The sequence below is a fragment of the Pseudomonas lini genome, assembly GCF_964063345.1.
GTDB classification, from domain to species: Bacteria; Pseudomonadota; Gammaproteobacteria; order Pseudomonadales; family Pseudomonadaceae; genus Aquipseudomonas; species Aquipseudomonas lini_B.
Genome location: NZ_OZ061318.1, coordinates 2,001,994 through 2,024,157 on the forward strand (window position 1 = coordinate 2,001,994; position 22,164 = coordinate 2,024,157).

20 protein-coding genes are annotated in these 22,164 nt (G+C 59.2%); 4 read left to right on the plus strand and 16 right to left on the minus strand.

The features are described from left to right. Positions 1–31: 31 nt before the first annotated feature. The 4 genes from guaA to AB3226_RS08935 form a co-directional block, all read right to left on the minus strand. Positions 32–1,609, minus strand: coding sequence for a glutamine-hydrolyzing GMP synthase (gene guaA, locus AB3226_RS08920; RefSeq protein ID WP_007903619.1), 1,578 nt, complete (start codon positions 1,607–1,609; stop codon positions 32–34). 93 nt (positions 1,610–1,702) lie between these two features. Next, a complete protein-coding gene (gene guaB, locus AB3226_RS08925) occupies positions 1,703–3,172 on the minus strand; it encodes an IMP dehydrogenase (protein WP_367372819.1) in 1,470 nt (489 codons plus the stop codon). Positions 3,173–3,388: 216 nt separating this feature from the next. Beyond that, complete coding sequence (locus tag AB3226_RS08930; protein ID WP_367372820.1) at positions 3,389–3,937, minus strand: sugar ABC transporter ATPase; 549 nt, start codon at positions 3,935–3,937, stop codon at positions 3,389–3,391. 183 nt (positions 3,938–4,120) lie between these two features. Continuing rightward, a complete protein-coding gene (locus AB3226_RS08935; protein WP_367372821.1) occupies positions 4,121–4,888 on the minus strand; it encodes a sulfite exporter TauE/SafE family protein in 768 nt (255 codons plus the stop codon). Between the two features lie 100 nt (positions 4,889–4,988). Here AB3226_RS08935 and AB3226_RS08940 point away from each other — a divergent pair, with 100 nt between their 5' ends. Next, complete coding sequence (locus AB3226_RS08940; RefSeq protein WP_367372822.1) at positions 4,989–5,909, plus strand: LysR family transcriptional regulator; 921 nt, start codon at positions 4,989–4,991, stop codon at positions 5,907–5,909. Between the two features lie 121 nt (positions 5,910–6,030). Here the strand turns inward: AB3226_RS08940 and AB3226_RS08945 are convergent, their stop codons facing one another. Then, positions 6,031–6,867, minus strand: a complete 837-nt coding sequence (locus AB3226_RS08945; protein ID WP_367372336.1) for an IS3 family transposase — start codon at positions 6,865–6,867, stop codon at positions 6,031–6,033. Then, positions 6,864–7,169 (minus strand): transposase, encoded by a 306-nt coding sequence (locus AB3226_RS08950; RefSeq protein ID WP_229801896.1) that lies wholly within the window; start codon positions 7,167–7,169, stop codon positions 6,864–6,866. The genes AB3226_RS08945 and AB3226_RS08950 overlap by 4 nt, the downstream gene beginning before the upstream one ends. Before the next feature lie 149 nt (positions 7,170–7,318). On the opposite strand from AB3226_RS08950, the gene xseA reads away from it, so the two are divergent. Together xseA and AB3226_RS08960 are read left to right on the plus strand one after the other, a co-directional pair. Further along, the gene (gene xseA, locus AB3226_RS08955; RefSeq protein ID WP_367375773.1) at positions 7,319–8,698 is read left to right on the plus strand and encodes an exodeoxyribonuclease VII large subunit; all 1,380 of its coding nucleotides are present in this window, start codon (positions 7,319–7,321) and stop codon (positions 8,696–8,698) included. A 3-nt stretch (positions 8,699–8,701) separates the two neighbouring features. After that, entirely contained in the window at positions 8,702–9,523 is an 822-nt protein-coding gene (locus AB3226_RS08960) for a peptidoglycan DD-metalloendopeptidase family protein (protein ID WP_367372823.1), read from the plus strand. Between the two features lie 135 nt (positions 9,524–9,658). Here the strand turns inward: AB3226_RS08960 and AB3226_RS08965 are convergent, their stop codons facing one another. Further along, entirely contained in the window at positions 9,659–10,015 is a 357-nt protein-coding gene (locus AB3226_RS08965) for a hypothetical protein (protein ID WP_367372824.1), read from the minus strand. Positions 10,016–10,411: 396 nt separating this feature from the next. Here AB3226_RS08965 and leuA point away from each other — a divergent pair, with 396 nt between their 5' ends. Then, positions 10,412–12,091, plus strand: a complete 1,680-nt coding sequence (gene leuA / locus AB3226_RS08970; protein WP_367372825.1) for a 2-isopropylmalate synthase — start codon at positions 10,412–10,414, stop codon at positions 12,089–12,091. 201 nt (positions 12,092–12,292) lie between these two features. On the opposite strand, the gene AB3226_RS08975 is transcribed toward leuA, so the two are convergent. The 9 genes from AB3226_RS08975 to pilW form a co-directional block, all read right to left on the minus strand. Beyond that, a complete protein-coding gene (locus AB3226_RS08975; RefSeq protein ID WP_217854394.1) occupies positions 12,293–13,084 on the minus strand; it encodes an amidohydrolase in 792 nt (263 codons plus the stop codon). Next, positions 13,072–14,220: a pyridoxal phosphate-dependent aminotransferase gene (locus AB3226_RS08980; RefSeq protein WP_367372826.1), complete on the minus strand. Its 1,149-nt coding sequence runs from the start codon at positions 14,218–14,220 to the stop codon at positions 13,072–13,074. The genes AB3226_RS08975 and AB3226_RS08980 overlap by 13 nt, the downstream gene beginning before the upstream one ends. 292 nt (positions 14,221–14,512) lie before the next feature. Beyond that, a complete protein-coding gene (der, locus tag AB3226_RS08985; protein ID WP_038981746.1) occupies positions 14,513–15,982 on the minus strand; it encodes a ribosome biogenesis GTPase Der in 1,470 nt (489 codons plus the stop codon). Positions 15,983–16,117: 135 nt separating this feature from the next. Continuing rightward, positions 16,118–17,269 carry an outer membrane protein assembly factor BamB gene (bamB, locus tag AB3226_RS08990; protein ID WP_032830306.1) on the minus strand — a complete coding sequence of 384 codons (1,152 nt, stop codon included), beginning with the start codon at positions 17,267–17,269 and terminating at the stop codon, positions 16,118–16,120. Then, positions 17,262–17,903, minus strand: coding sequence for a tetratricopeptide repeat protein (locus tag AB3226_RS08995; RefSeq protein ID WP_030129851.1), 642 nt, complete (start codon positions 17,901–17,903; stop codon positions 17,262–17,264). The genes bamB and AB3226_RS08995 overlap by 8 nt, the downstream gene beginning before the upstream one ends. Positions 17,904–17,943: 40 nt before the next feature. Continuing rightward, a complete protein-coding gene (gene hisS, locus AB3226_RS09000) occupies positions 17,944–19,233 on the minus strand; it encodes a histidine--tRNA ligase (protein WP_367372827.1) in 1,290 nt (429 codons plus the stop codon). 24 nt (positions 19,234–19,257) lie between these two features. Continuing rightward, positions 19,258–20,367, minus strand: coding sequence for a flavodoxin-dependent (E)-4-hydroxy-3-methylbut-2-enyl-diphosphate synthase (gene ispG / locus AB3226_RS09005; RefSeq protein ID WP_367372828.1), 1,110 nt, complete (start codon positions 20,365–20,367; stop codon positions 19,258–19,260). A 3-nt stretch (positions 20,368–20,370) separates the two neighbouring features. Continuing rightward, the gene (locus AB3226_RS09010) at positions 20,371–21,405 is read right to left on the minus strand and encodes a RodZ domain-containing protein (RefSeq protein WP_367372829.1); all 1,035 of its coding nucleotides are present in this window, start codon (positions 21,403–21,405) and stop codon (positions 20,371–20,373) included. Beyond that, positions 21,405–22,163 carry a type IV pilus biogenesis/stability protein PilW gene (pilW, locus tag AB3226_RS09015; RefSeq protein ID WP_007903601.1) on the minus strand — a complete coding sequence of 253 codons (759 nt, stop codon included), beginning with the start codon at positions 22,161–22,163 and terminating at the stop codon, positions 21,405–21,407. The genes AB3226_RS09010 and pilW overlap by 1 nt, the downstream gene beginning before the upstream one ends. Position 22,164 lies beyond the last annotated feature (1 nt).

Below are 22,164 nucleotides of genomic sequence, written 5' to 3' on the forward strand. Positions count from 1 at the left end.
ATTTGTTACGGACGATCAGCTAAAGCCGGGATTATTCCCACTCAATCGTCGCTGGCGGCTTGCTCGACACGTCGTAAGTAACGCGGGAGATGCCTTCGATTTCATTGATGATGCGGCCGCTGACGGTTTCCAGCAGTTCGTAAGGCAGGTGAGCCCAACGCGCGGTCATGAAGTCGATGGTTTCCACGGCACGCAGGGCAACGACCCAGGCGTAACGACGGCCATCGCCCACCACGCCCACCGATTTCACCGGCTGGAACACCACGAATGCCTGGCTGACCTTGTGGTACCAGTCGGCCTTGCGCAGCTCTTCGATGAAGATGTGGTCGGCGCGACGCAGCAGGTCGGCGTATTCCTTCTTCACTTCACCGAGGATCCGCACACCCAGGCCCGGGCCCGGGAACGGGTGACGGTAGACCATGTCGTACGGCAGGCCGAGCTCCAGGCCCAGTCGACGAACTTCGTCCTTGAACAGCTCGCGCAGGGGTTCAACCAGCTTGAGGTTCATTTCTTCCGGCAGGCCACCCACGTTGTGGTGCGACTTGATCACGTGAGCCTTGCCGCTTTTGGCGCCAGCCGACTCGATCACGTCCGGGTAAATGGTGCCTTGGGCGAGGTACTTGATGTTATCCAGTTTGTTGGACTGGGCATCGAAAACGTCGATGAAGGTACGGCCGATGATTTTGCGCTTCTTCTCTGGGTCGCTTTCGCCTGCCAGATTGTCGAGGAACTGGTCCTCGGCGTTGGCGCGAATCACTTTGACGCCCATGTTCTCGGCGAACATGGCCATCACTTGCTCGCCTTCGTGCAGGCGCAGCAGGCCGTTGTCGACGAAGACGCAGGTCAACTGGTCGCCGATAGCCTTGTGCAGCAGCGCGGCAACCACCGAGGAGTCAACGCCGCCGGACAAGCCGAGCAATACGTTGTCGGTGCCGACCTGAGCGCGGACCTGAGCGATGGCGTCTTCAGCAATCTTCGAAGGCGTCCACAGGGCTTCGCAGCCGCAGATGTCGAGGATGAAGCGCGAGAGGATGCGACCGCCCTGCTTGGTGTGGGTCACTTCCGGGTGGAACTGCACGCCGTAGTAGCCGCGAGCATCGTTGAACATGCCGGCAATCGGGCAGCTCGGGGTGCTGGCCAGGATGTGGAAGTCTTCCGGCATCTTGGTGACCTTGTCACCGTGGCTCATCCACACGTCGAGGCCGAACAGGCCGTCAGCGTCGATGTGGTCTTCGATGCCATCGAGCAGGCGGCTCTTGCCGACCACGTCAACGCGGGCATAACCGAACTCACGCAGCTCGGAACCTTCGACCTTGCCACCCAGCTGTTCAGCCATGGTCTGCATGCCGTAGCAGATACCGAAGACCGGTACGCCCAGGTCAAACACCGCTTGCGGGCAGCGCGGGCTGTCCGCTACGTGCACGGACTCGGGGCCGCCGGCGAGAATGACGCCTTTTGGAGCGAATTCGCGAATCGCTTCGTCGTCCATGTCGAACGGATGCAGTTCGCAGTACACGCCGATTTCACGCACGCGGCGGGCAATCAGCTGGGTGTACTGGGAACCGAAGTCGAGGATCAGGATGCGGTGGGCGTGAATGTCGAGGGCCATGTGGTCAGTCTCGTCTATGCAGTTCGGTGAAGAAAATCAGAAACAACTCGGGGCTGAAAACAGCCCCGGTTACTTAACTTATTGCTGGAAGCCTCAACCTACGCGGTAGTTTGGCGCTTCTTTGGTGATTTGCACGTCGTGAACGTGGGACTCGGCCATGCCAGCGCCGGTGATCCGCACGAACTCAGGCTTGGTGCGCATTTCTTCGATATCGGCGCTACCGGTGTAGCCCATGGAAGAACGCAGGCCGCCCATCAGTTGATGGATGATGGCGCTCAGGGTGCCCTTGTACGGAACACGCCCTTCGATGCCTTCCGGAACCAGTTTCTCGGCGCCTGCCGAGGAGTCCTGGAAGTAACGGTCGGAGGAACCTTGAGCCTGGGACATTGCACCCAGAGAACCCATGCCGCGGTAAGCCTTGTACGAACGGCCCTGGAACAGTTCGATCTCGCCCGGCGCTTCTTCAGTACCGGCGAACATCGAGCCCATCATCACGCAGGAAGCACCGGCAACGATGGCCTTGGACAGGTCACCGGAGAAACGGATGCCGCCGTCGGCGATCAACGGAACGCCTGTGCCTTCAAGGGCAGCGGCGACGTTGGCGATGGCACTGATTTGCGGGACGCCGACACCGGCGACGATGCGGGTGGTGCAGATCGAGCCAGGGCCGATACCGACCTTGACTGCGTCAGCGCCCGCTTCGGCCAGGGCCTTGGCGGCAGCGCCGGTGGCGATGTTGCCGCCGATGACCTGCACTTCAGGGAAGTTCTGCTTGACCCAGCGAACGCGGTCGATCACACCTTTGGAGTGACCGTGAGCAGTGTCGACCACCACCACGTCAACACCGGCATTGACCAGGGCAGCTACGCGGTCACCGGTGTCTTTACCGGTACCGACTGCAGCGCCAACGCGCAGACGACCTTGATCGTCCTTGCTGGCCAGCGGGTAAGCCTTGGCTTTTTCGATGTCGTTGACGGTCATCATGCCTTTGAGGGCGAATTTGTCGTCGACGATCAGCACGCGTTCTATACGGTGCTTGTGCAACAGCTCACGGACGTCGTTCTTGTCGGCGCCTTCCTTGACCGTGACCAGACGCTCTTTAGGCGTCATCACTTCACGGACACTGACGTCCAGACGGTTTTCGAAACGCACGTCACGGGAAGTGACGATGCCGACCAGGTCGCCATCGTGCAGTACCGGAACGCCGGAGATGTTGTGCAGGCGGGTGAGTTCGAACAGTTCACGAACCGTGGCGTCAGCCTCGATGGTGATCGGGTCCTTGACCACGCCGGCCTCGTACCGCTTGACCTTACGCACTTCGGCAGCTTGCTGCTCGATGGTCATGTTCTTGTGGATGATGCCGATGCCACCTTCCTGAGCCATGGCAATTGCCAAACGGGCTTCAGTAACGGTGTCCATGGCAGCAGAAACCAGTGGAATATTCAGCTCGATGCCACGGGTAAGGCGGGTCTTGAGACTGACTTCGTTAGGAAGAACCTCGGAATAACCGGGCACTAGGAGAATGTCGTCGAATGTCAGAGCTTCTTGGCTGATACGCAGCATCGCGGGGGCTCCCGAGCGGGAAAATGGAAGCGCGCCATTATAGTCAGACACCCCCTCGGGTTCAATGTAAAACTCTGTCTATTATTGGCATTACTGACATACGGAAAAACGACGCCTCTGTAGGAGCTGCCGAAGGCTGCGATCTTTTGACTTTGATTTTCAAAAACAAGATCAAAAGATCGCAGCCTGCGGCAGCTCCTACAAAGGCGTCCGCGATCAGAGTTCGACCTTGACCCAGCTCACAGGTTGATCCAGCCAATCGGCAAATTCGTCGATGAAGCTCTGCTTGAACCCGGCCTCGAGCCAGTTGTTGAAAATGAAACCCAGGTTGGAAAAGCCGCATTCCTGCAAAAACAGGAACCCGTTGATGTCGTCTTCATGCCCGCATTCAGGGCACGTGAAGTTATCGGTGCGCCCCGGCATCCACTCTTCCAGGCTTTCGAACAGCGCTTCGCCGATTTCCTTGCGGCACTCGGCACAGCCGGCTTCTTCGAGAAACCCCTTGGCCGGTGTATAGATGCAGCGCTTGGTGATGATTTCCAGGCCATTGATCGACTCGCCGAACGGCAGCGCATCAGGGTACAGGACCACGGCGCGGGCACCGTCGGCGATGGCGTGGGCCATGCGATTGCCGGTGCGGCCACAGGTGGTCAGTTCTTCTTTAATGATGTTCTTGCGCACCAGCCAACGCACGACCGCCCGGGCCCGGGGTTCGTGTACCGGCAGGGTGGAGATTTTCGGGACGATGATGCTTTGGGAATTCATGGTGCAAGCCTACTGCGTCAAATGGATGTTCTGCGGTGTTCGTCCTGACGCCATCGCGGGCAAGCCCGCTCCCACACGATCTCGGTCGTAAACACCTTTGTGCTCACCTGAGATCCTTGTGGGAGCGGGCTTGCCCGCGATAGCGCCAGGGCGGCCGGCAGCTTAATCCCTGACGAAATCCGGTCAAGTACTCAAATAGCGCCCGATCAAGGCAATCCCGCTGGCCAGTACCAACCAGGTCACCAGCCGCACGAATGCCTCGCGGGACAGTTTCATGGTCAACCGCCGGCCGATCCACAATCCCAGCGCCATCGCTGGCAACAAACACAGCGCCAATACCAACAAGGGTAGCTCGGCATACACACCGGCGATGGCAAACAGGCTCAAACGCACCACGGTGCTGCAACTGATCAGCGCACTCTGGGTTGCCCGGGCCGCATCCTTGGGCAATCGACTATTCAAATAGATCGCATATAAAAAGCCGCCACTGCCAAACAGCGCCCCGAACATCCCACCCACCGTGCCCATCGGCACTGCCCACCCGGCAGACAATTGCGCCGGACGGGTTTTAATCCACAGGCTGTAAATCGCATAGGCGCTGATAAACAGCCCCATCAACAGCAGCAACACATCGGATTTGAGGTTCAGCAAAAATATCACTCCCAACGTGCAGCCCACCGCCATGCACGGCAACAGTCGCAGTAATTCGGGCCTCGCCACATCCCGTCGCGAGGGCAGCAGATTGCCGAACGCCGCGACGAAATCCAGCAACACCAGCAGCGGCACGATTTTCGACAGCGGCATGAACAGGATCAGAATCGGCCCCGCCACCAGCGCGGTGCCAAAACCGGCGATACCGAACACGATGTAGGCCAGGGCAACGCCCAACCCGATCACCAGCCAATCCACCGCACCCCACGGCCATTGGTTTAACAGCTCCAGCACACTCATCGTCACGGCTTCCTTTAATTCCTGTGATGACTTTAGCCAGCGCCGAGCGTTGCGACTAATATCTTCAATGTCGACCACCCATCTCGAAAAGGCATGCCTCGTGCTTTCAATCCGTCAATTGCGCTACTTCGTGGAAATCGCCGAGAGCGGCAGCTTCAGCGCTGCAGCCGAACGACTGTTTATTGCTCAATCAGCCTTGAGCCGACAGATCAAGGACATGGAAACCCGGCTGCAAACGCCGCTGTTCGAACGCACCGCGCGCCAGCCCCGACTGACAGCGGCGGGTGAGGCCTTTTTGCCTCGGGCGAGAAACCTGCTGAACGAACTGACCAAGGCCAGCGAGATGGCCACTCAGGTGGGCACCGGTCAACTCGGCGTGTTGCGCCTGAGTCATTCCAGCACCGTGCCCATGAGCGGTCGGCTGCTGCGAGGCATCAGCGTCTATCTGGATCGGCACGCCGGTGTGTTGATGGACATCGTCAAGCTGTCCTCCGAGGCGCAACTGGAAGAATTGGCCGAAGGTCGCCTCGATGTGGGCCTGTTGCGCCTGCCAGTATTGCGTCAGCGTGAAGGGGTGCAGATTGTTCCGCTGTACAGCGAGCGTCTGTTGCTGGCGGTGCCGCCGAATCATCGGCTGGCTGTGGATAAGTCCGCGCAAGGCATCGATCTGTCGCAGTTGAAGAATGAAGCGTTTATTTCCATCCCTCATCCACAGCGTGGCGGCCTGAGCTATTTGTCCGCCGAGTTGTGCATGCGCCAGGGGTTCTTTCCGAGGGCGGCTCGGGTGGTGTCACGCAAAACCACGCAACTGCAATTGATCCAGGCCGGGTTCGGCATCGCGCTGTTACCGGAATCAATGCAGGACATCGCGCCACCGGATATCCACTTTCTCCCGTTGGCCGACCCCGATTGCCACAGCACCGTCGCCCTCGCCTATCGGCAAAATCCCACGATGCTGGTTCAACACTTCATCAAAACCTGCACAACCCACTGTGGGAGCGAACTGTGGCGAGGGGGCTAGCCCCCGTTGGGCTGCGAAGCGGCCCCAAAATCTCTGATGTACCAAAGATCTTGTGAGTGCTACGCACTCAAACGGGGGCTAGCTGATCTGGTCAAGTAATCCCGGACACCAGTTACGGTGTTTATGCCGCTTTTAGCTCCATAGCTATTGGCGACAGGTAGTTGTTGTAGCTGTGGAGCCTGGTGCGGTTGTAGTACATGAAGAAACGCACCATATCGGTTTGTGCTTCCTCGCTCGTGCTGTAGCCGTTGCGAGGGACCCATTCTGACTTCAGGGTGCCGAAAAAGCGTTCCGTTGGAGCATTGTCCCAACACTGCCCGCGATGACTCATGCTCTGCAAAATGCCATGGCGCATCAGCTCTTCTTGAAACTTGCGACTGGTGTACTGACAGCCCTGATCCGAATGGAACATCAACCCAGGTGGGCAGGTTCGAAGCTCTGTCGCCATGCGTAGCGCTTTACTCACCAAGTTGGCGTCATTGACCAGCGAAAATGCCCAACCAATGACCCGACGAGCAAACAAATCGATCACGATGGCCAGATGAACCCAGCGCTTGCCTACCATCAAGCTTGTAACGTCGCCACACCAGACTTGATTGACCGCGGTCGGCTTGAAATTGCGCTTGAGCAGGTTGGGCGCGACAAATGCTTCAACTCCTTTGGATCTGAATGGATGAGGCTGGCGTTGTTTGCTGACAATGTTGGCTTCCCTCATCAGGGCTTTAACAAGGCTTCTTCCGACCGCTATGTTTTGGGCCTGCAGATGCTTGCTGATCGTTCTGGACCCCATGGCTTCCCGGCTTTCGCTGTGCAGTTCGACCACCTTCCCCTTGAGCTCTTCGCGCTCGATCTTAGGCCGCGAGAGACGCTGTAGCCATTCGTAAAAGCTGCTGCGCTTCACATCGAAAACGCGACACAGGATGGCGGTCGGGAATGACTCTCTTAGCTCCGCGATCATCGAAAACGATCGGGATCCGACATCAAGAGAGCGGTAGCCTTTTTTAAGATTTCGGCTTCCATTTCCATGCGTTTGATCTTGGCTTTCAAATCCTGAATCTGGCGCTGATCCTCAGTAATGGCCTTGGTGCCTTGAACCGGTTGCCCCTTGTGTTCCTTGCGAACCTGATCCACCCAGCGCCGCAACGCGGTGGCGCTAATGTCCAGCGACGCGCAGACTTCCTGTACCGAACAACCGTCATCAATCACCATGCTGGCTGCACGATGTTTGAACTCGCGGGAAAAGACTCTTCTTTCTTTCATGGAACCTCCAAATTGGCGAAATCATATCGCCCTTAAGAGGCGTCCGGAATTATTAGGCCAGATCAAGCCCCCTCGCCACAGGTCGCTCCCACAGGGGATTTGTGTTGATTCATGGAGATCGATGGACGAATGCCTTTATCATGCGCCCCATGATTAAAGATCCTTTTGCAAGACTCGGTCTGGACCGGGAAGTCCTGACTGTCAGCCAGCTCAACGGCCGCGCGCGGGTGTTGCTCGAAGACGTGTTCAGCAACATCTGGGTCGAAGGCGAAATCTCCAACCTCGCCCGCCCGGCGTCCGGCCATGTGTATTTCACCCTCAAGGACAGCGGCGCCCAAGTGCGTTGCGCGCTGTTCCGGCAGAACGCCGCGCGGGTTCGCCAGGCGCTGAAGGACGGCTTGGCGGTCAAGGTTCGCGGCAAGGTTTCGCTGTTTGAAGGCCGTGGCGATTACCAACTGATTCTCGACACCGTGGAACCGGCCGGTGACGGCGCCCTGCGTCTGGCCTTCGATGCGTTGAAGGAAAAGCTCAGCGCCGAAGGCCTGTTCAGTGCCGAGCGCAAAGTGCCGCTACCGGCGCATCCGCAACGCATCGGCATCATCAGCTCGCCCACCGGCGCAGTGATCCGCGACATCATCAGTGTGTTCCGTCGCCGCGCGCCGCAGATCCAACTGACGCTGATCCCCACCGCCGTGCAAGGCCGCGAAGCCACCGCGCAGATTGTCCGCGCACTGAAACTGGCGGACGCCCGTGGTTTCGACGCGTTGATCCTGGCCCGTGGTGGCGGCTCGCTGGAAGACCTCTGGTGTTTCAACGAAGAAGCCGTGGCTCGCGCCGTGGATGCCTGCGTAACGCCGATTGTCAGCGCCGTCGGCCACGAAACCGATGTGTCGATCAGTGATTTCATCGCCGACGTCCGCGCCCCGACACCGTCCGCCGCGGCCGAACTGCTCGCGCCGGATTCCAGTGATCTGGTGCGTCGCGTCGAAAGTCTGCACCGGCGCCTGGTGATGCGCATCCGCGACCGTTTGATGCGCGATCGGCTGCGTCTGGAAGGCATGGCCCGGCGCCTGCGTCATCCCGGCGAACGACTGCGTCAGCAAGCACAACGTCTGGATGATCTGGACATGCGTATGCGCCGCGCCTTCGAACGCAGCCTCAATACCCGTCGCGAACGTTTGATCCGTCTGGAAACCCGCCTCGCCGGGCAACATCCGGGGCGACAACTGGCGATGCTTCGCCAGCGCCTCGACAGCCTCGCCGAACGCCTGCCCCGGGCCATGCGCGAAGGTCTTAAATCCCGCCGGCTGCAACTGCAAAGTCAGATGCAGACGCTGCATGTGGTCAGCCCGTTGGCGACCCTCGCGCGTGGCTACAGCATTCTGCTGGACGAGCGCGGCAACGCGATTCGTAGCGCCGCACAGACCCATACCGGCCAGCGCCTGAAAGCCAAACTGGGCGAAGGCGAGCTGCAAGTGCGCGTCGAAGACAATCACCTGACGCCTGTAACCCTTTCTCTACTGGATTGATCCATGCCGCGTTTTTTAGCTCCGCTGCTGTTGCTGTGCCTGACCTTCAACGCCCACGCCGACAGTTACATCACCCGCCTGTTGAACAAACCGGTGCCGGGTGGCGTGGCGGTGGTGGATCTGGGCAGCGCCGCCCAGGCCCCCAAAGCCAGATATCAAGGCAAACCGGTATTGGTGGTCAAGGAACAGAACAACTGGCTGGCCATCGTCGGCGTGCCGCTGACTGTCAAACCGGGCAGCCAGTCGCTTAGCAGCGGTGGTCGCAACCTGAACTTCACCGTCGGCGGCAAGAAATACCCGGAACAGCACATCACCCTGAAAAATACCCAGCAGGTCAATCCGAACCCGGAGAATCTCAAGCGTATCGAGGGTGAGCTGGCGGAGCAGATCCAGGCCTACCGCAGCTTCAGCCCGAACACCCCGAGCAATCTGCTGCTGGACAAACCGGTCAACGGGCCGCTGTCGAGCAAGTTCGGCGTGCGCCGCTTTTTCAATGGCGAAGAGCGCAATCCCCACGCGGGCCTCGACTTCGCGGTGCCTGCCGGCACGCCGATCAAAACCCCGGCCGCCGGCAAGGTGATTCTGATCGGTAACTACTTCTTCAACGGCAATACGGTGTTTGTCGACCACGGCCAGGGCTTTATCAGCATGTTCTGCCACATGTCGAAGATCGATGTGAAAGTTGGGCAGCAATTGACGCGTGGTGGCGTGGTCGGGAAAGTAGGCTCCACCGGGCGCGCGACCGGGCCGCATATGCACTGGAACATCAGCCTGAACGATGCGCGGGTGGATCCGGCGATTTTTATTGGGGCGTTTCAGCCTTAAATAGCCGGTGAGGCTGATGGCCTCTTCGCGGGCAAGCCTCGCTCCCACAGTATCTGTGTCGTACACAAAATCTGTGAACGACACAGATACTGTGGGAGCGAGGCTTGCCCGCGAAGGCAATGTCACAGGCGCCGCTTATTCCGCCTCAAGATCCTCAATCCCGTGGACCTCCCTGTGCGCCAGACGCTCTTTGATCCAGGTCTGGGTTTCCTCCGAAAAACCAGCCAATTCTTCAGATGTGATCAGCTCATGAGTACACAGCCCCAGCAAATGAGCAGGCGCCTCATTGCGTGAGTGACTGAAAACGCCAAACGCCCAATACAGCTCCTGCTGACCGGCCTTCAGCCTTTCTTCACTGGCTTCAATACGTTCATAAGGCGTCAGGCTTTTATCCAGCACCACACGCTCGACCTCCTCCATGATCCGGATACACATCCGCTCATGGGCTACCGGACGCAATGCGCTATAGAGCTTCCAATCCGACTCGTTCATTGCCAACTCCTGCTTTCTGGTCGCCTGGTTGAGGCTTTAAGAATAGCTGCGTCGACCGAACTGCAATCGCCAACCTTCAATTGCGCATCGCTCAAACCTCGCGCAAACATCAATACAATCTCCGTCATTCACCGCAACAAAATCTCAATAAACTCGACTTTTCGAGTATTCCTCTCAATTTTTTTCGACTGCTTGCCATCCTTCACCCCCGCGGTTAGGGTTGAAGGCATGAAAACCTCTCACACCCTCATTCAGCTTCGCCAGCACCGCAGCCTGTGCCTCGTCAGTGCACGACTGCCAGGCTGAATCGCGGTGCCTCGTCTTACGCTTTATCCCCAGAACATTTGATCCACCGGCAGGCCGCCTTTTTTCGGCCCACACAACAAGGATTTCCCGATGAGCATGCTCAAAGACCCGTCTTCGAAATACCGCGCGTTCCCGACCATCGACATCCCGGACCGCACCTGGCCATCGAAGACCATCACCGCAGCGCCGATCTGGTGCAGCTCGGACCTTCGTGACGGCAACCAGTCGCTGATCGAGCCCATGGACGCGGTCAAGAAGCTGCGTTTCTGGAAAACCCTGGTGCAAGTCGGCGTGAAAGAAATCGAAGCCTCGTTCCCGGCCGCTTCGCAAACCGACTTCGACTTCGTGCGTACCCTGATCGAAGACGGCCACATCCCGGACGACACCACCATTCAGGTGCTGACCCAGGGCCGTGAAGACTTGATCGCACGTACCTTCGAATCCCTGCGCGGTGCCAAGAAAGCCATCGTTCACTTGTACAACGCGACCTCCCCTTCCTTCCGCCGCATTGTTTTCAACCAGGACAAGGACGGGATCAAGGCCATCGCCGTGAACGCCGCCAAGCTGTTCGTCAAATACGCCGCCCAGCAGCCGGAAACCGAGTGGACTTTCGAGTACTCGCCAGAAACCTTCAGCGCCACCGAACTGGAGTTCGCCAAGGAAGTCTGCGACGCGGTCATCGACGTGTGGAACCCGACGCCTGAGCACAAGGTGATCCTCAACCTGCCTGCCACCGTCGAATGCGCCACCCCGAACATCTATGCCGACCAGATCGAATGGTTCGGCCGCCACATCAACCGTCGTGACAGCGTGATCATCAGCCTGCACACCCACAACGACCGTGGCACTGGCGTAGCCGCCACCGAATTGGGCCTGATGGCCGGCGCCGACCGTGTCGAAGGCTGCCTGTTCGGCAACGGCGAACGCACCGGCAACGTCGACCTGGTGACCGTGGCATTGAACCTCTACACCCAGGGCATCCACCCTGAACTGGACTTTTCCGATATCGACGGCGTGCGCAAAGTCGTCGAAGAATGCAACCAGATCCAGGTTCACCCACGTCACCCGTATGTCGGCGACCTGGTTCACACCGCGTTCTCCGGTTCCCACCAGGATGCGATCCGCAAGGGCTTCTCCCAGCAGAAACCGGACGCCCTGTGGGAAGTGCCGTACCTGCCGATCGACCCGGCCGACATCGGCCGCAGCTACGAGGCGGTGATTCGCGTCAACAGCCAGTCGGGCAAGGGCGGTATCGCTTACCTGCTGGAACAGGAATACGGCATCAACTTGCCGCGCCGCATGCAGATCGAGTTCAGCCAGGTCGTGCAGCGTGAAACCGATCGTCTGGGCCTGGAGATGACGGCCCAGCAGATCCACGCATTGCTGCACAGCGAGTACTTGCAGGCCAACACCCCGTATGCGCTGGTCAGCCATCGCTTGCAGGAAGAAAACGGTCACAGCGCCGTGGAAGTGGAAGTCTCCAGCAAAGGTCAGGGCGAAACCAACCTGCACTGGCGTGGCAAGGGCAACGGCGCTCTGGAAGCGCTGGTGGCCGGCCTGCCGATTCCGGTGGAAATCATGGACTACAACGAGCACGCCATCGGCGCGGGCACCAATGCCAAGGCTGCGGCCTACATTGAACTGCGGGTGAATGGTGAGCGTGCGGTGCACGGCGTCGGTATCGATGAAAACATCACCACCGCCAGCTTCAAGGCCCTGTTCAGCGCGCTGAACCGCTCCCTGAGCCAGCCGGAAGCGAAAGCGGCGTAAGCCTTCGCTGCAATGCAAAAGGCCCCAAGGTGCGAACCTTGGGGCCTTTTTGTTTGCCTGCTGTTTTTGTGTTGTCTGTTATGGCCTCATCGCGGGCAAGCCCGCTCCCACAGTGAAGGGGGTGAACACAATTTATGTGTACATCCGATCCCTGTGGGAGCGGGCTTGCCCGCGATGAGGCCCTGTCAGGCAGCGAAAATCTCAGGTGAACTCGAAGGTATCCGCATCCAGATTCGCCGGAAACCGTGCGCGATAGGCCGCCAGTTCCGCCGCGTCCAAGACAACCTTGAAGACCCCATCGGCATCGCCTGCGCTGAGCAACGTCTCACCCTGAAAATCCAGGACCTGACTGTCACCGGTATACGCAAAGCCTTTGCCATCGGTACCGATGCGGTTCACCGCCGCCACATAGCAGAGGTTTTCGATCCCCCGTGCCGGCAGCAAACGGTTCCAGTGCTGACGCCGGGCGCCCGGCCAATTGGCGGTGTACAACAGCAAATCGGTATCTTGCGGATCGCGGCTCCAGACCGGGAAACGCAGGTCGTAGCAAATCAGCGGCCGTACTCGCCAGCCCTTCAATTCGAACTGCACTTGACGCTCGCCCGGGGTGAAATGGTTGTGCTCGCCCGCCATGCGAAACAGGTGGCGCTTGTCGTAGTGCCACACCTCCCCGTCCGGCCGCGCCCACAACAGACGATTGCGATGACTGCCGTCAGCCACCTGGACGATGATGCTGCCGGTGATCACCGCATCCAGTTTCGCCGCCTGAACCCGCAACCACTTACTGGTGGGGCCATTTTCCGGCTCGGCGAGGGTTTCCGACTCCATGGAGAAACCGGTGGTGAACATCTCCGGCAGGATGATCAGGTCTGCGCCGCGAGCCTGTTCCAGCAAGGGCTCGAAATGCTGCAGATTGGCCTGACGATCATGCCAGGCCAGGGTGGTCTGGATCAGCGCAACATTCAGATTGGGCAGAGCACTCAGATCACGCATAGTTTTGCCGCTGCTTCGCGCAGGGTCTCCTCGCGCTTGGCAAAGCACAGGCGCACCAGGCGCTGGCCTTCGGGTGGCGTCTGGTAGAACACCGAGATCGGGATGCTCGCGACGCCATGTTCGCGGGTCATCCATAGCGCCATCTCGACGTCATTGAGGTCCGGGCGAATCTGCGAGTAATCGACCAGCTGGAAGTAAGTACCGGCCACGCGGGTGAAACTGAAGCGCGACGGTGTCAGCAGATCGCAGAACAGATCGCGCTTGGCCTGATAGAAGTCCGGCAACTCTTCGACGTGTTCCGGGTGTTCGGCCATGTAATCGGCCAAGGCATATTGCAACGGCGTCACGCCGCAGAAACTGACGTACTGGTGAACCTTGCGCAGTTCCGCGGTAAGGGCCGGAGGAGCCACCACGTAACCGGTTTTCCAACCAGTGACGTGGTAAGTCTTGCCGAATGAACTGACCACAAATGCGCGCTGATAGAGTTCTTCGTGGGCCAATACGCTGACGTGAGGCACACCGTCGAACACCAGGTGTTCGTAGACCTCGTCGCTGATCACGTAGATATCGCGGTCGCGGATCAACGCCGCCAGTTGATCCAGCTCGGCACGGCTGATCAGTGCGCCGCTGGGGTTGTGCGGGGTGTTAAGAATGATCATCCGCGTACGCGGGCTCAGCGCATCGGCAAGCTTCTGGAAGTCGACGCTGAAATCGTTGAGGCCCAGTTGCACATGCACGCAACGGCCACCGGCCAGCTCCACCGAAGGTTCATAACTGTCATAGGCCGGATCAAACACGATGACTTCGTCACCGCTGCGGATAACCGCCTGAATGGCATAGAAGATTGCTTGGGTCGCACCCGGCGTGACTGTCACTTCATGGTCGGCATCGACGTGGGCGCCGTAGCTGCGAGCAATCTTCGCCGCAATCTGCTGACGCAACACTGGCAGGCCAGTCATCGGCGAATACTGGTTGTGGCCACTGGCGATATGCCGACCGACTGCATCGCGCAGGGCCTGCGGGCCGTCGAAATCGGGAAACCCCTGAGACAGATTGATCGCCCCGGTTTGCGCCGCGAGCTGAGACATCTGCGTGAAGATGGTGATGCCGACATTCGGCAGCTTACTGGTGATCATCGGTGATTCCCTGCGCTACACCCGGCTCTAACGGCGGCACGGGAGAGCCCGAGGATAGCCCAAACGGCGCCCATAAAAAAAGGGCGCCAACCGGCGCCCTTCTTCTAATACATTCACCGCAATACCTGTGGCGAGGGAGCTTGCTCCCGCTGGACCGCGAAGCGGCCCCAATATCTGCAACCGAAGTCGTTCAGGCAGAACGCATCGGCTGACTTGCGACTGCTGCGCAGCCGAGCGGGAGCAAGCTCCCTCGCCACGACAAGCCCCTCACAAAAAAGAGTGAGGTAGTGAATCAGCGCTTGTCGCGGCGCTTCTTGTCGGCCTTTTTGTGGTGCGACATCATGCGACGCTTCTTGTTGACCTGACGGTCGGTGAGCGAGTTCTTGTTGCCTTCGTACGGGTTCTCACCGCCCTTGAACTCGATGCGGATCGGCGTACCGACCAGCTTCAGAACACGACGGTAAGTGTTTTCCAGGTAACGAACGTAAGACTTCGGCACCTTCTCGATCTGGTTACCGTGGATCACGATGATCGGCGGGTTCGCACCACCCAAGTGGGCGTAACGCAGCTTGATCCGGCGGTTGTTGACCATCGGTGGCGCGTGCTCGCCGACCGCATCTTCCAGGATCTGGGTCAGGCGATTGGTCGGCCAGCGGGTCACGGCGGACTTGAACGAGTTCTGCACCGACGCGTAGAGGTTGCCTACGCCAGTGCCGTGCAGGGCCGAGATGAAGTGGATATCGGCGTAGTCAACGAAGAACAGCCGACGTTGCAGCTCGACCTTCACGAAGTCGCGCTCGCTCGGCGTCATGCCGTCCCACTTGTTGATCGCGATCACCAGCGCACGACCCGACTCAATGGCGAAGCCCAGCAGGTTGAGATCGTGATCGACCACGCCTTCGCGGGCGTCCATCACGAAGATCACCACGTTGGCGTCTTTGATCGCTTGCAGGGTTTTGACCACGGAGAATTTTTCGACTTCTTCGTGGATCTTGCCGCGCTTGCGCACACCAGCGGTGTCGATCAGCGTGTACTTCTCGTCGTTACGCTCGAACGGGATGTAGATGCTGTCGCGGGTGGTGCCGGGCTGGTCATAAACGATGACTCGGTCTTCACCAAGCATGCGGTTGACCAGGGTCGACTTGCCGACGTTCGGGCGGCCGATGATGGCGATCTTGATACCGTCTTTTTCGCTTGGGCCAGGAATGCGCTTGGCTTCCTCGCCTTCGGCAACGATCTCTTCTTCGCCTTCTTCCGGTTCTTCTTCGTCTTTTGGGAAGTCGCTCAGGGCGATTTCCAGCATCTGGGTGATGCCACGACCATGCGCACCGGCGATCGGGATCGCGTGGCCCATGCCCAACGGGGCGAATTCGGCGCGGGCCATTTCAGGATCGATGTTGTCGACCTTGTTGGCAACCACGTAAGAACGCTTGTTACGCTTGCGCAAGTGCTCGGCGATCATCTGGTCGGCCGCGGTGAAACCGGCCTTGGCATCTACCAGGAATAGAACGACATCCGCTTCTTCAATGGCCAGCAGCGACTGCTCGGCCATTTTTTCGTCCATACCGTGCTCGTCACCGGAGATACCGCCAGTGTCGACCAGAATGTAGGAACGCCCTTGCCACTTGGCCTCACCGTACTGGCGATCACGGGTCAGACCGGACAAGTCGCCGACGATGGCGTCGCGAGTCCTAGTCAGGCGGTTGAACAAGGTGGACTTGCCGACGTTCGGTCGGCCCACCAGGGCGATTACGGGAACCATGCGGCTCTCCACTTCGTTATTTCAGAAAATACAAAAGCCGCTGCGAGGCAGCGGCTGGTGCTCGGGGCAGCGCCTGTAAGCACTGCGAGCCCCGCAGAACGGGGCCGCTTGGGGGTTAAACCCCAAGCATAGTCTTTACTTAATGGTCAGGGCTTCCAGTTTGCCACTGTTGCCATACAGATAAATCGTGTCACCCACCACCAGCGGACGGGCACGCAGGCCGTCGCTATCGATGCGCTCGCGGCCGACGAAACGACCGTCCACCTGACTCAGCAGGTGCAGGTAACCTTCCATATCACCGACTGCAACATAGCTGGAGAACACTTCCGGAGCCGACAGTTGACGGCGGGCCAGCGAATCGTTGCTCCACAACGCAGTGGTAGAACGTTCGTCGACGCCTTCAACGGTGCCTGCGGACAGGCTCACGTAGACGCTGCCAAAACCCTGGGCAACGCCGGCATAGCTGGAAGCATCACGCTGCCAGAGTTGACGACCGCTTTCCAGGTCCAGTGCCGCAACGCGACCCTGATAGCTGGCGACATACAGTGTACCGCCGGACAGCAGCAAGCCACCGTCGATATCGACCACACGCTCCAGTTCCGAACGACCTTGTGGAATCGCTACGCGTTGTTCCCATACCGGCACGCCGTTGGAAACATCCAGAGCGACCACTTTACCGGTCGACAGGCCAGCCACCGCGAGGCGGTTGGTGACGATCGGTGCGCTGGTGCCGCGCAGGGTCAGAACCGCTGGCGTGCTGTCGTACAACCAGCGCTGGTTGCCGGTAGCGGCATCCAGACCGATCAGACGGTCATCCTGGGTCTGAACCACAACAACGTCACCGTTGGTGGCCGGCGGCGCGAGCACTTCACTGGTCACGCGAGCGCGCCATTTCTCTTCACCGCTGCTGGCGTCCAGGGCAACGATTTCGCCCTTGAGCGTGCCGATCATGACCAGACCGTAACCCACGCCAACGGCGCCGGAAACAGGCAGTTCGAGATCTTTCTTCCATTTGACGTCGCCATTGCTGCGATCCATCGCCATCACCACACCGGTGACGTCGGCGGCATAGATGGTATCGCCATCGATCGCCGGAACCAGCATGTTGTAGGTTTCGCCCTGACCGTCACCGATCGAACGACTCCACTGCTTTTGCAGAACCACTTCTTCTTTGAAGTCGGTCAACTCGGCCGGTGGCAATTCTTTTTTGCTGTTGCTGCTGCAACCCGCGGCCAATATGGCCAGAGCCAGCAATGCTGCATGTTTCCAACGGATCACGTCACGCATCCCCTTTGGCCAGGTCATCCAGCTTGATTTGTAGGCCACCGACCGCCGCTTCATCCGACAGTGCCGCCTTGGCTTTTTGATACGCCGTGTTCGCTTCGTCGGTACGACCCAACTGCACCAGCAGGTCGCCTTTGAGTTCTTCGCGAGTAGCCAGGAAAGCCTTGTCGGCATCGCCTTCGAGCAGTTTCAGGGCTTCATCGACCTTGTTCTGCGCGGCCAGTACCTGCGCCAGACGCTGACGAGCAATTTCGCCGAGTGCCGGGTTGGCCGGTTTGGCGACAATGGCTTTCAACTCGCTGGCTGCGTCGTCGAGCTTGGCACTGTCGACCGCAACTTTCGCCACGAACAGGCTGCCATATTGCGCGTAAGCGGTGCCGCCGAACTCGCTGTTGAGTTTGCCAGCCAGATCCGAAACACGTGCAGCATCAGGCTTGCCATCAGGCGTCAGCGTGGTTTCGAGCAATTGCTGATAGAGAATCGAGGCGCCTTGCGACTGATTGCTCTGATACTTCTGAAAGGCCTGCCAGCCGAACACGATGACCAGCGCCAACAGGCCGCCAGTGACCAGGGGCTTGCCGTTGCGTGTCCACCAGTCCTTCAACTCCGCCAGATGTTCGTCTTCGGTACTCGACACCCCAATACTCCTTAATCGCTAAATCGGCTGTTTGACAGCTTCAACCCTGCACGACGCAGGTGGCCAGGTGTGCAGCAAGCGCATCCCAGGCAATGCTTTGTTGTTCGCCCTGGCCACGCAGGGGTTTGAAACCTACCACTTGCTGGGCCATTTCGTCGTCACCGAGGATCAATGCGTACAGCGCACCGCTCTTGTCGGCTTTCTTGAATTGGCTTTTGAAGCTGCCGGCGCCAGCATTGACTTGCAGGCGCAGGTTGGGCAATTGATCACGAACACGCTCGCTCAGGGCCAGACCGGCCAACTCGGCGGCTTCACCGAAGGCACAGAGGTAAACATCGACCTGACGGGAGATTTCTTCGGGAATCTGCTCCAGGGTTTCAAGCAGCAGCACCAGACGCTCGATGCCCATGGCGAAGCCAACGCCCGTGGTCGGCTTGCCGCCCATCTGCTCCACCAGACCGTCGTAACGACCACCGGCACACACGGTGCCCTGGGCGCCCAGCTTGTCGGTGACCCATTCGAAAACGGTCTTGCTGTAGTAATCGAGCCCGCGAACCAGCTTCGGGTTGATTACATAAGGAATGCCGGCGGCGTCCAGACGAGTCTTGAGGCCCTCGAAGTGCACGCGGGATTCTTCGTCGAGGTAGTCGGCCATCTTTGGCGCGTCGGCCAACGCCGCTTGAGTGTCGGGGTTCTTGGTATCCAGAACCCGCAGCGGGTTGGTCTTCAGACGGCGCTGGCTGTCTTCGTCCAGTTGATCCAGGCGAGCGGACAGGTATTCGACCAGTGCTTCACGATAACGACCACGGGACTCGCTGGTGCCCAGGCTGTTGAGTTCGAGCTTGACCGCATCGCGGATACCCAGCTCGCCCCACAGGCGCCAGGTCAGCACGATCAGCTCGGCGTCGATGTCCGGACCGTCGAGGTTGAAGACTTCGCAACCGATCTGGTGGAACTGGCGATAACGACCTTTCTGTGGACGTTCGTGACGGAACATCGGGCCGATGTACCAGAGTTTCTGCACTTGGCCGCCGCCGGTGATGCCGTGCTCGAGCACCGCACGCACGCAGGCCGCTGTGCCTTCAGGGCGCAGGGTCAGGGAATCGCCGTTGCGGTCTTCGAAGGTGTACATCTCTTTTTCGACGATGTCGGTCACTTCACCGATGGAGCGTTTGAACAGCTCGGTGAACTCGACGATCGGCATGCGGATCTGCTTGTAACCGTAGTTATCCAGCAAACGCGAGACGGTGCCCTCGAAATGACGCCACAGGGGAGTCTGTTCGGGCAGGATGTCGTTCATGCCACGAATGGCTTGCAGAGACTTGCTCACTTTAAATCCTTAAATTCGTTCGACTTAGCCGCGCGCAATGACTGCTGCGTCAGCTTCGACCTTTTCGGCCGCTTTCTGGCGGATCAAGCGTTCAAGCTCATCCACCAGATTGTCATTAGTCAGTTTCTGCGCCGGCTTGCCGTCGATGTAAATCAGGTTTGGCGTACCGCCGGTCAAGCCGATATGGGCTTCCTTGGCTTCGCCCGGCCCGTTGACCACGCAACCGATCACCGCGACATCCAGCGGCACCAGCAGGTCTTCGAGGCGCCCTTCCAGCTCGTTCATGGTTTTGACCACATCGAAGTTCTGCCGCGAGCAGCTCGGGCAGGCGATGAAATTGATGCCACGGGAACGCAGGTGCAGGGATTTGAGAATGTCGTAGCCGACTTTCACTTCCTCGACCGGGTCGGCCGCCAACGAGATGCGAATAGTATCGCCAATCCCTTCGGCGAGCAGCATACCGAGGCCCACGGCGGATTTCACCGTGCCTGAGCGCAAACCACCGGCTTCAGTGATGCCCAAGTGCAACGGCTGGACGATTTCCTTGGCCAGCAAACGGTAGGCTTCAACGGCCATGAACACGTCGGAGGCTTTCACGCTGACCTTGAAGTCCTGGAAATTCAGGCGCTCGAGGTGTTCAACGTGACGCAAGGCGGACTCGACCAGCGCAGCGGGAGTCGGCTCGCCATATTTCTTTTGCAGGTCTTTTTCCAGGGAACCGGCGTTGACGCCGATGCGGATCGGAATCCCGCGATCACGGGCGGCATCGACCACCGCGCGCACGCGGTCTTCACGACCGATGTTGCCCGGGTTGATCCGCAGGCAATCGACGCCCAGTTCGGCTACGCGCAAAGCGATCTTGTAGTCGAAGTGGATATCGGCCACCAACGGCACTTTGACCAACTGCTTGATCTTGCCGAAGGCTTCGGCGGCATCCATATCGGGCACGGAAATCCGCACGATATCGACGCCAGCGGCTTCCAGACGATTGATCTGGGCCACGGTGGCGGCCACGTCATTAGTGTCGCTGTTGGTCATGCTCTGCACAGCGATAGGCGCATCGCCGCCCACGGGCACGTTGCCGACCCAGATCTTGCGGGATTCGCGACGTTTGATTGGAGATTCGCCGTGCATGACTTATTGACCCAACTTCAGGCGAGCAGTCTCGCCACTGGTGAACGGAGCGACATCAACCACCTGCCCGTTGTAGCTGACCTGCGCGCCACGGGCGAAGCCCAGACGTACGGAAAAAGGTGGCTTGCCGCTGACAGTAACATTTTCGCCTTTACGCTTGAGACCACTCAACAGCACCTTGCCGGTGCCATCAGTCACTTGCGTCCAGCAATCAGCGGTGAATTGCAGTTGAACCTGGCCTTGGCCGGCCACTGGAGTTGCTGGAGCCGGGGCGGTCGGAGCAATCGGAGCAGTGACAACCGGGGCCGGAACAGCTGGAACAACCGGTGCAGGCGTCGCTGGTGTCGCCGGTGCCGCAACAACCGGAGCAGTGCTGTGGGTCGCAGCCGCAGGCGTTACTGCTGGAGCCGCTGGCGCTGGAACCGCTGCGCTCGTTTCGGCGCTGACTGGCTCCTCGATCGAAGTCTCGGCCTGAGGCAGCGCAAGAGGCGTTTCACCTTCAGCCTGACCTTGTGCAACGGCCTGATCTTCCGGCTCGTCCAGTGGATGGATCTGAGTGGTGCCGTCGGCGCCTTCGACTTCAACGTGTTCGGGGGCCAGGCCAACCAGGTCCTTGGTGCGCAATGAGGTTTGATCCTGCCACCAGACAAAACCACCGCCAATCACCGCGAGCAGCAACAGCAGGCTGACAATTCGCAAAATGGTGTGGGAAACCCGAACCGGCTCTTCGATACGACCCAGGCTGTGGACGTTGCTGCCCTGGGAGTCGGTACCGGTGGATTGGTCGAACTGCTGGACCAGAACGGCTTGGTCCATGCCGAGCAATTTGGCATACGCGCGAATATAGCCGCGAGCAAAGGTATGCCCAGGCAGCTTGTCGAAAGCGCCGGCTTCCAGATTACTCAGGGAATTGACGGTGAGGTTGAGCTTGAGGGCCACTTCGGCCAGCGACCAGCCATTGCTTTCGCGGGCCTGGCGCAAAGTCTCACCGGGGTTAACGCGATTCGCTGCTACAACTTCGGGATGCGCCGCTTTCATCATTGCTCCGACAGGTATTGCTGATATTCCGGCGTACCGGGATAGAGTCGTTTTAATTGCAGGCCAAAACTGGCGGCCTTGTCGCGATCTTCGAACACTTTTGCCAGCCGAACGCCGAGCAACAGACTACGTGCATTTTGTTCGGTGAGCAGGCTAAAACGGTCGTAATAGTCACGCGCGGGCACATAATGCCTGTCTTCGTAAGACAACTCAGCCATTTCCAGCAATGCACGTGGCTGTTGGCGATTCAAACGCAGGGCTTTTTCCAGTTGCTGGCGGGCCAGATCACGCTGGCCAAGCTTTGAAGCGGTCATGCCCAGGTTTTCGAAAACCCGTGAACGCTCAGGATACAGGGTATCGGCGGCGGCCTGTTCGAAGCGTTCGTACGCCTCTTTGTAACGTTTCTCTTCGAAAAGAAAACTGCCGTAGTTATTCAGGATTCGCGCATCGGCGGGACGAGAAGACAGCGCTTTGCGAAAATGCTGATCGGCCAGTTCCGGCTCCATCTCGGCCTGGAACACCAGCCCCAGAGCCGCGTTGGCGTCAGGATCCGAGCTATCCAGGTCCAAAGCCTTCTTCAACGGGACTTTGGCACGCTCGGTCATGCCCTGCTGAAGATACCCCAGGCCCAGCTGCACGTAGGCGGCACGCGCTTCATCACGGCCCTTGCTGGTCTTCATCGGATTGAAGTCGCCCGACAGGACACAACCAGCACAGAGGCTGGCCAACAGCACAAGCAGCGCGAAGCGCAGGGACATA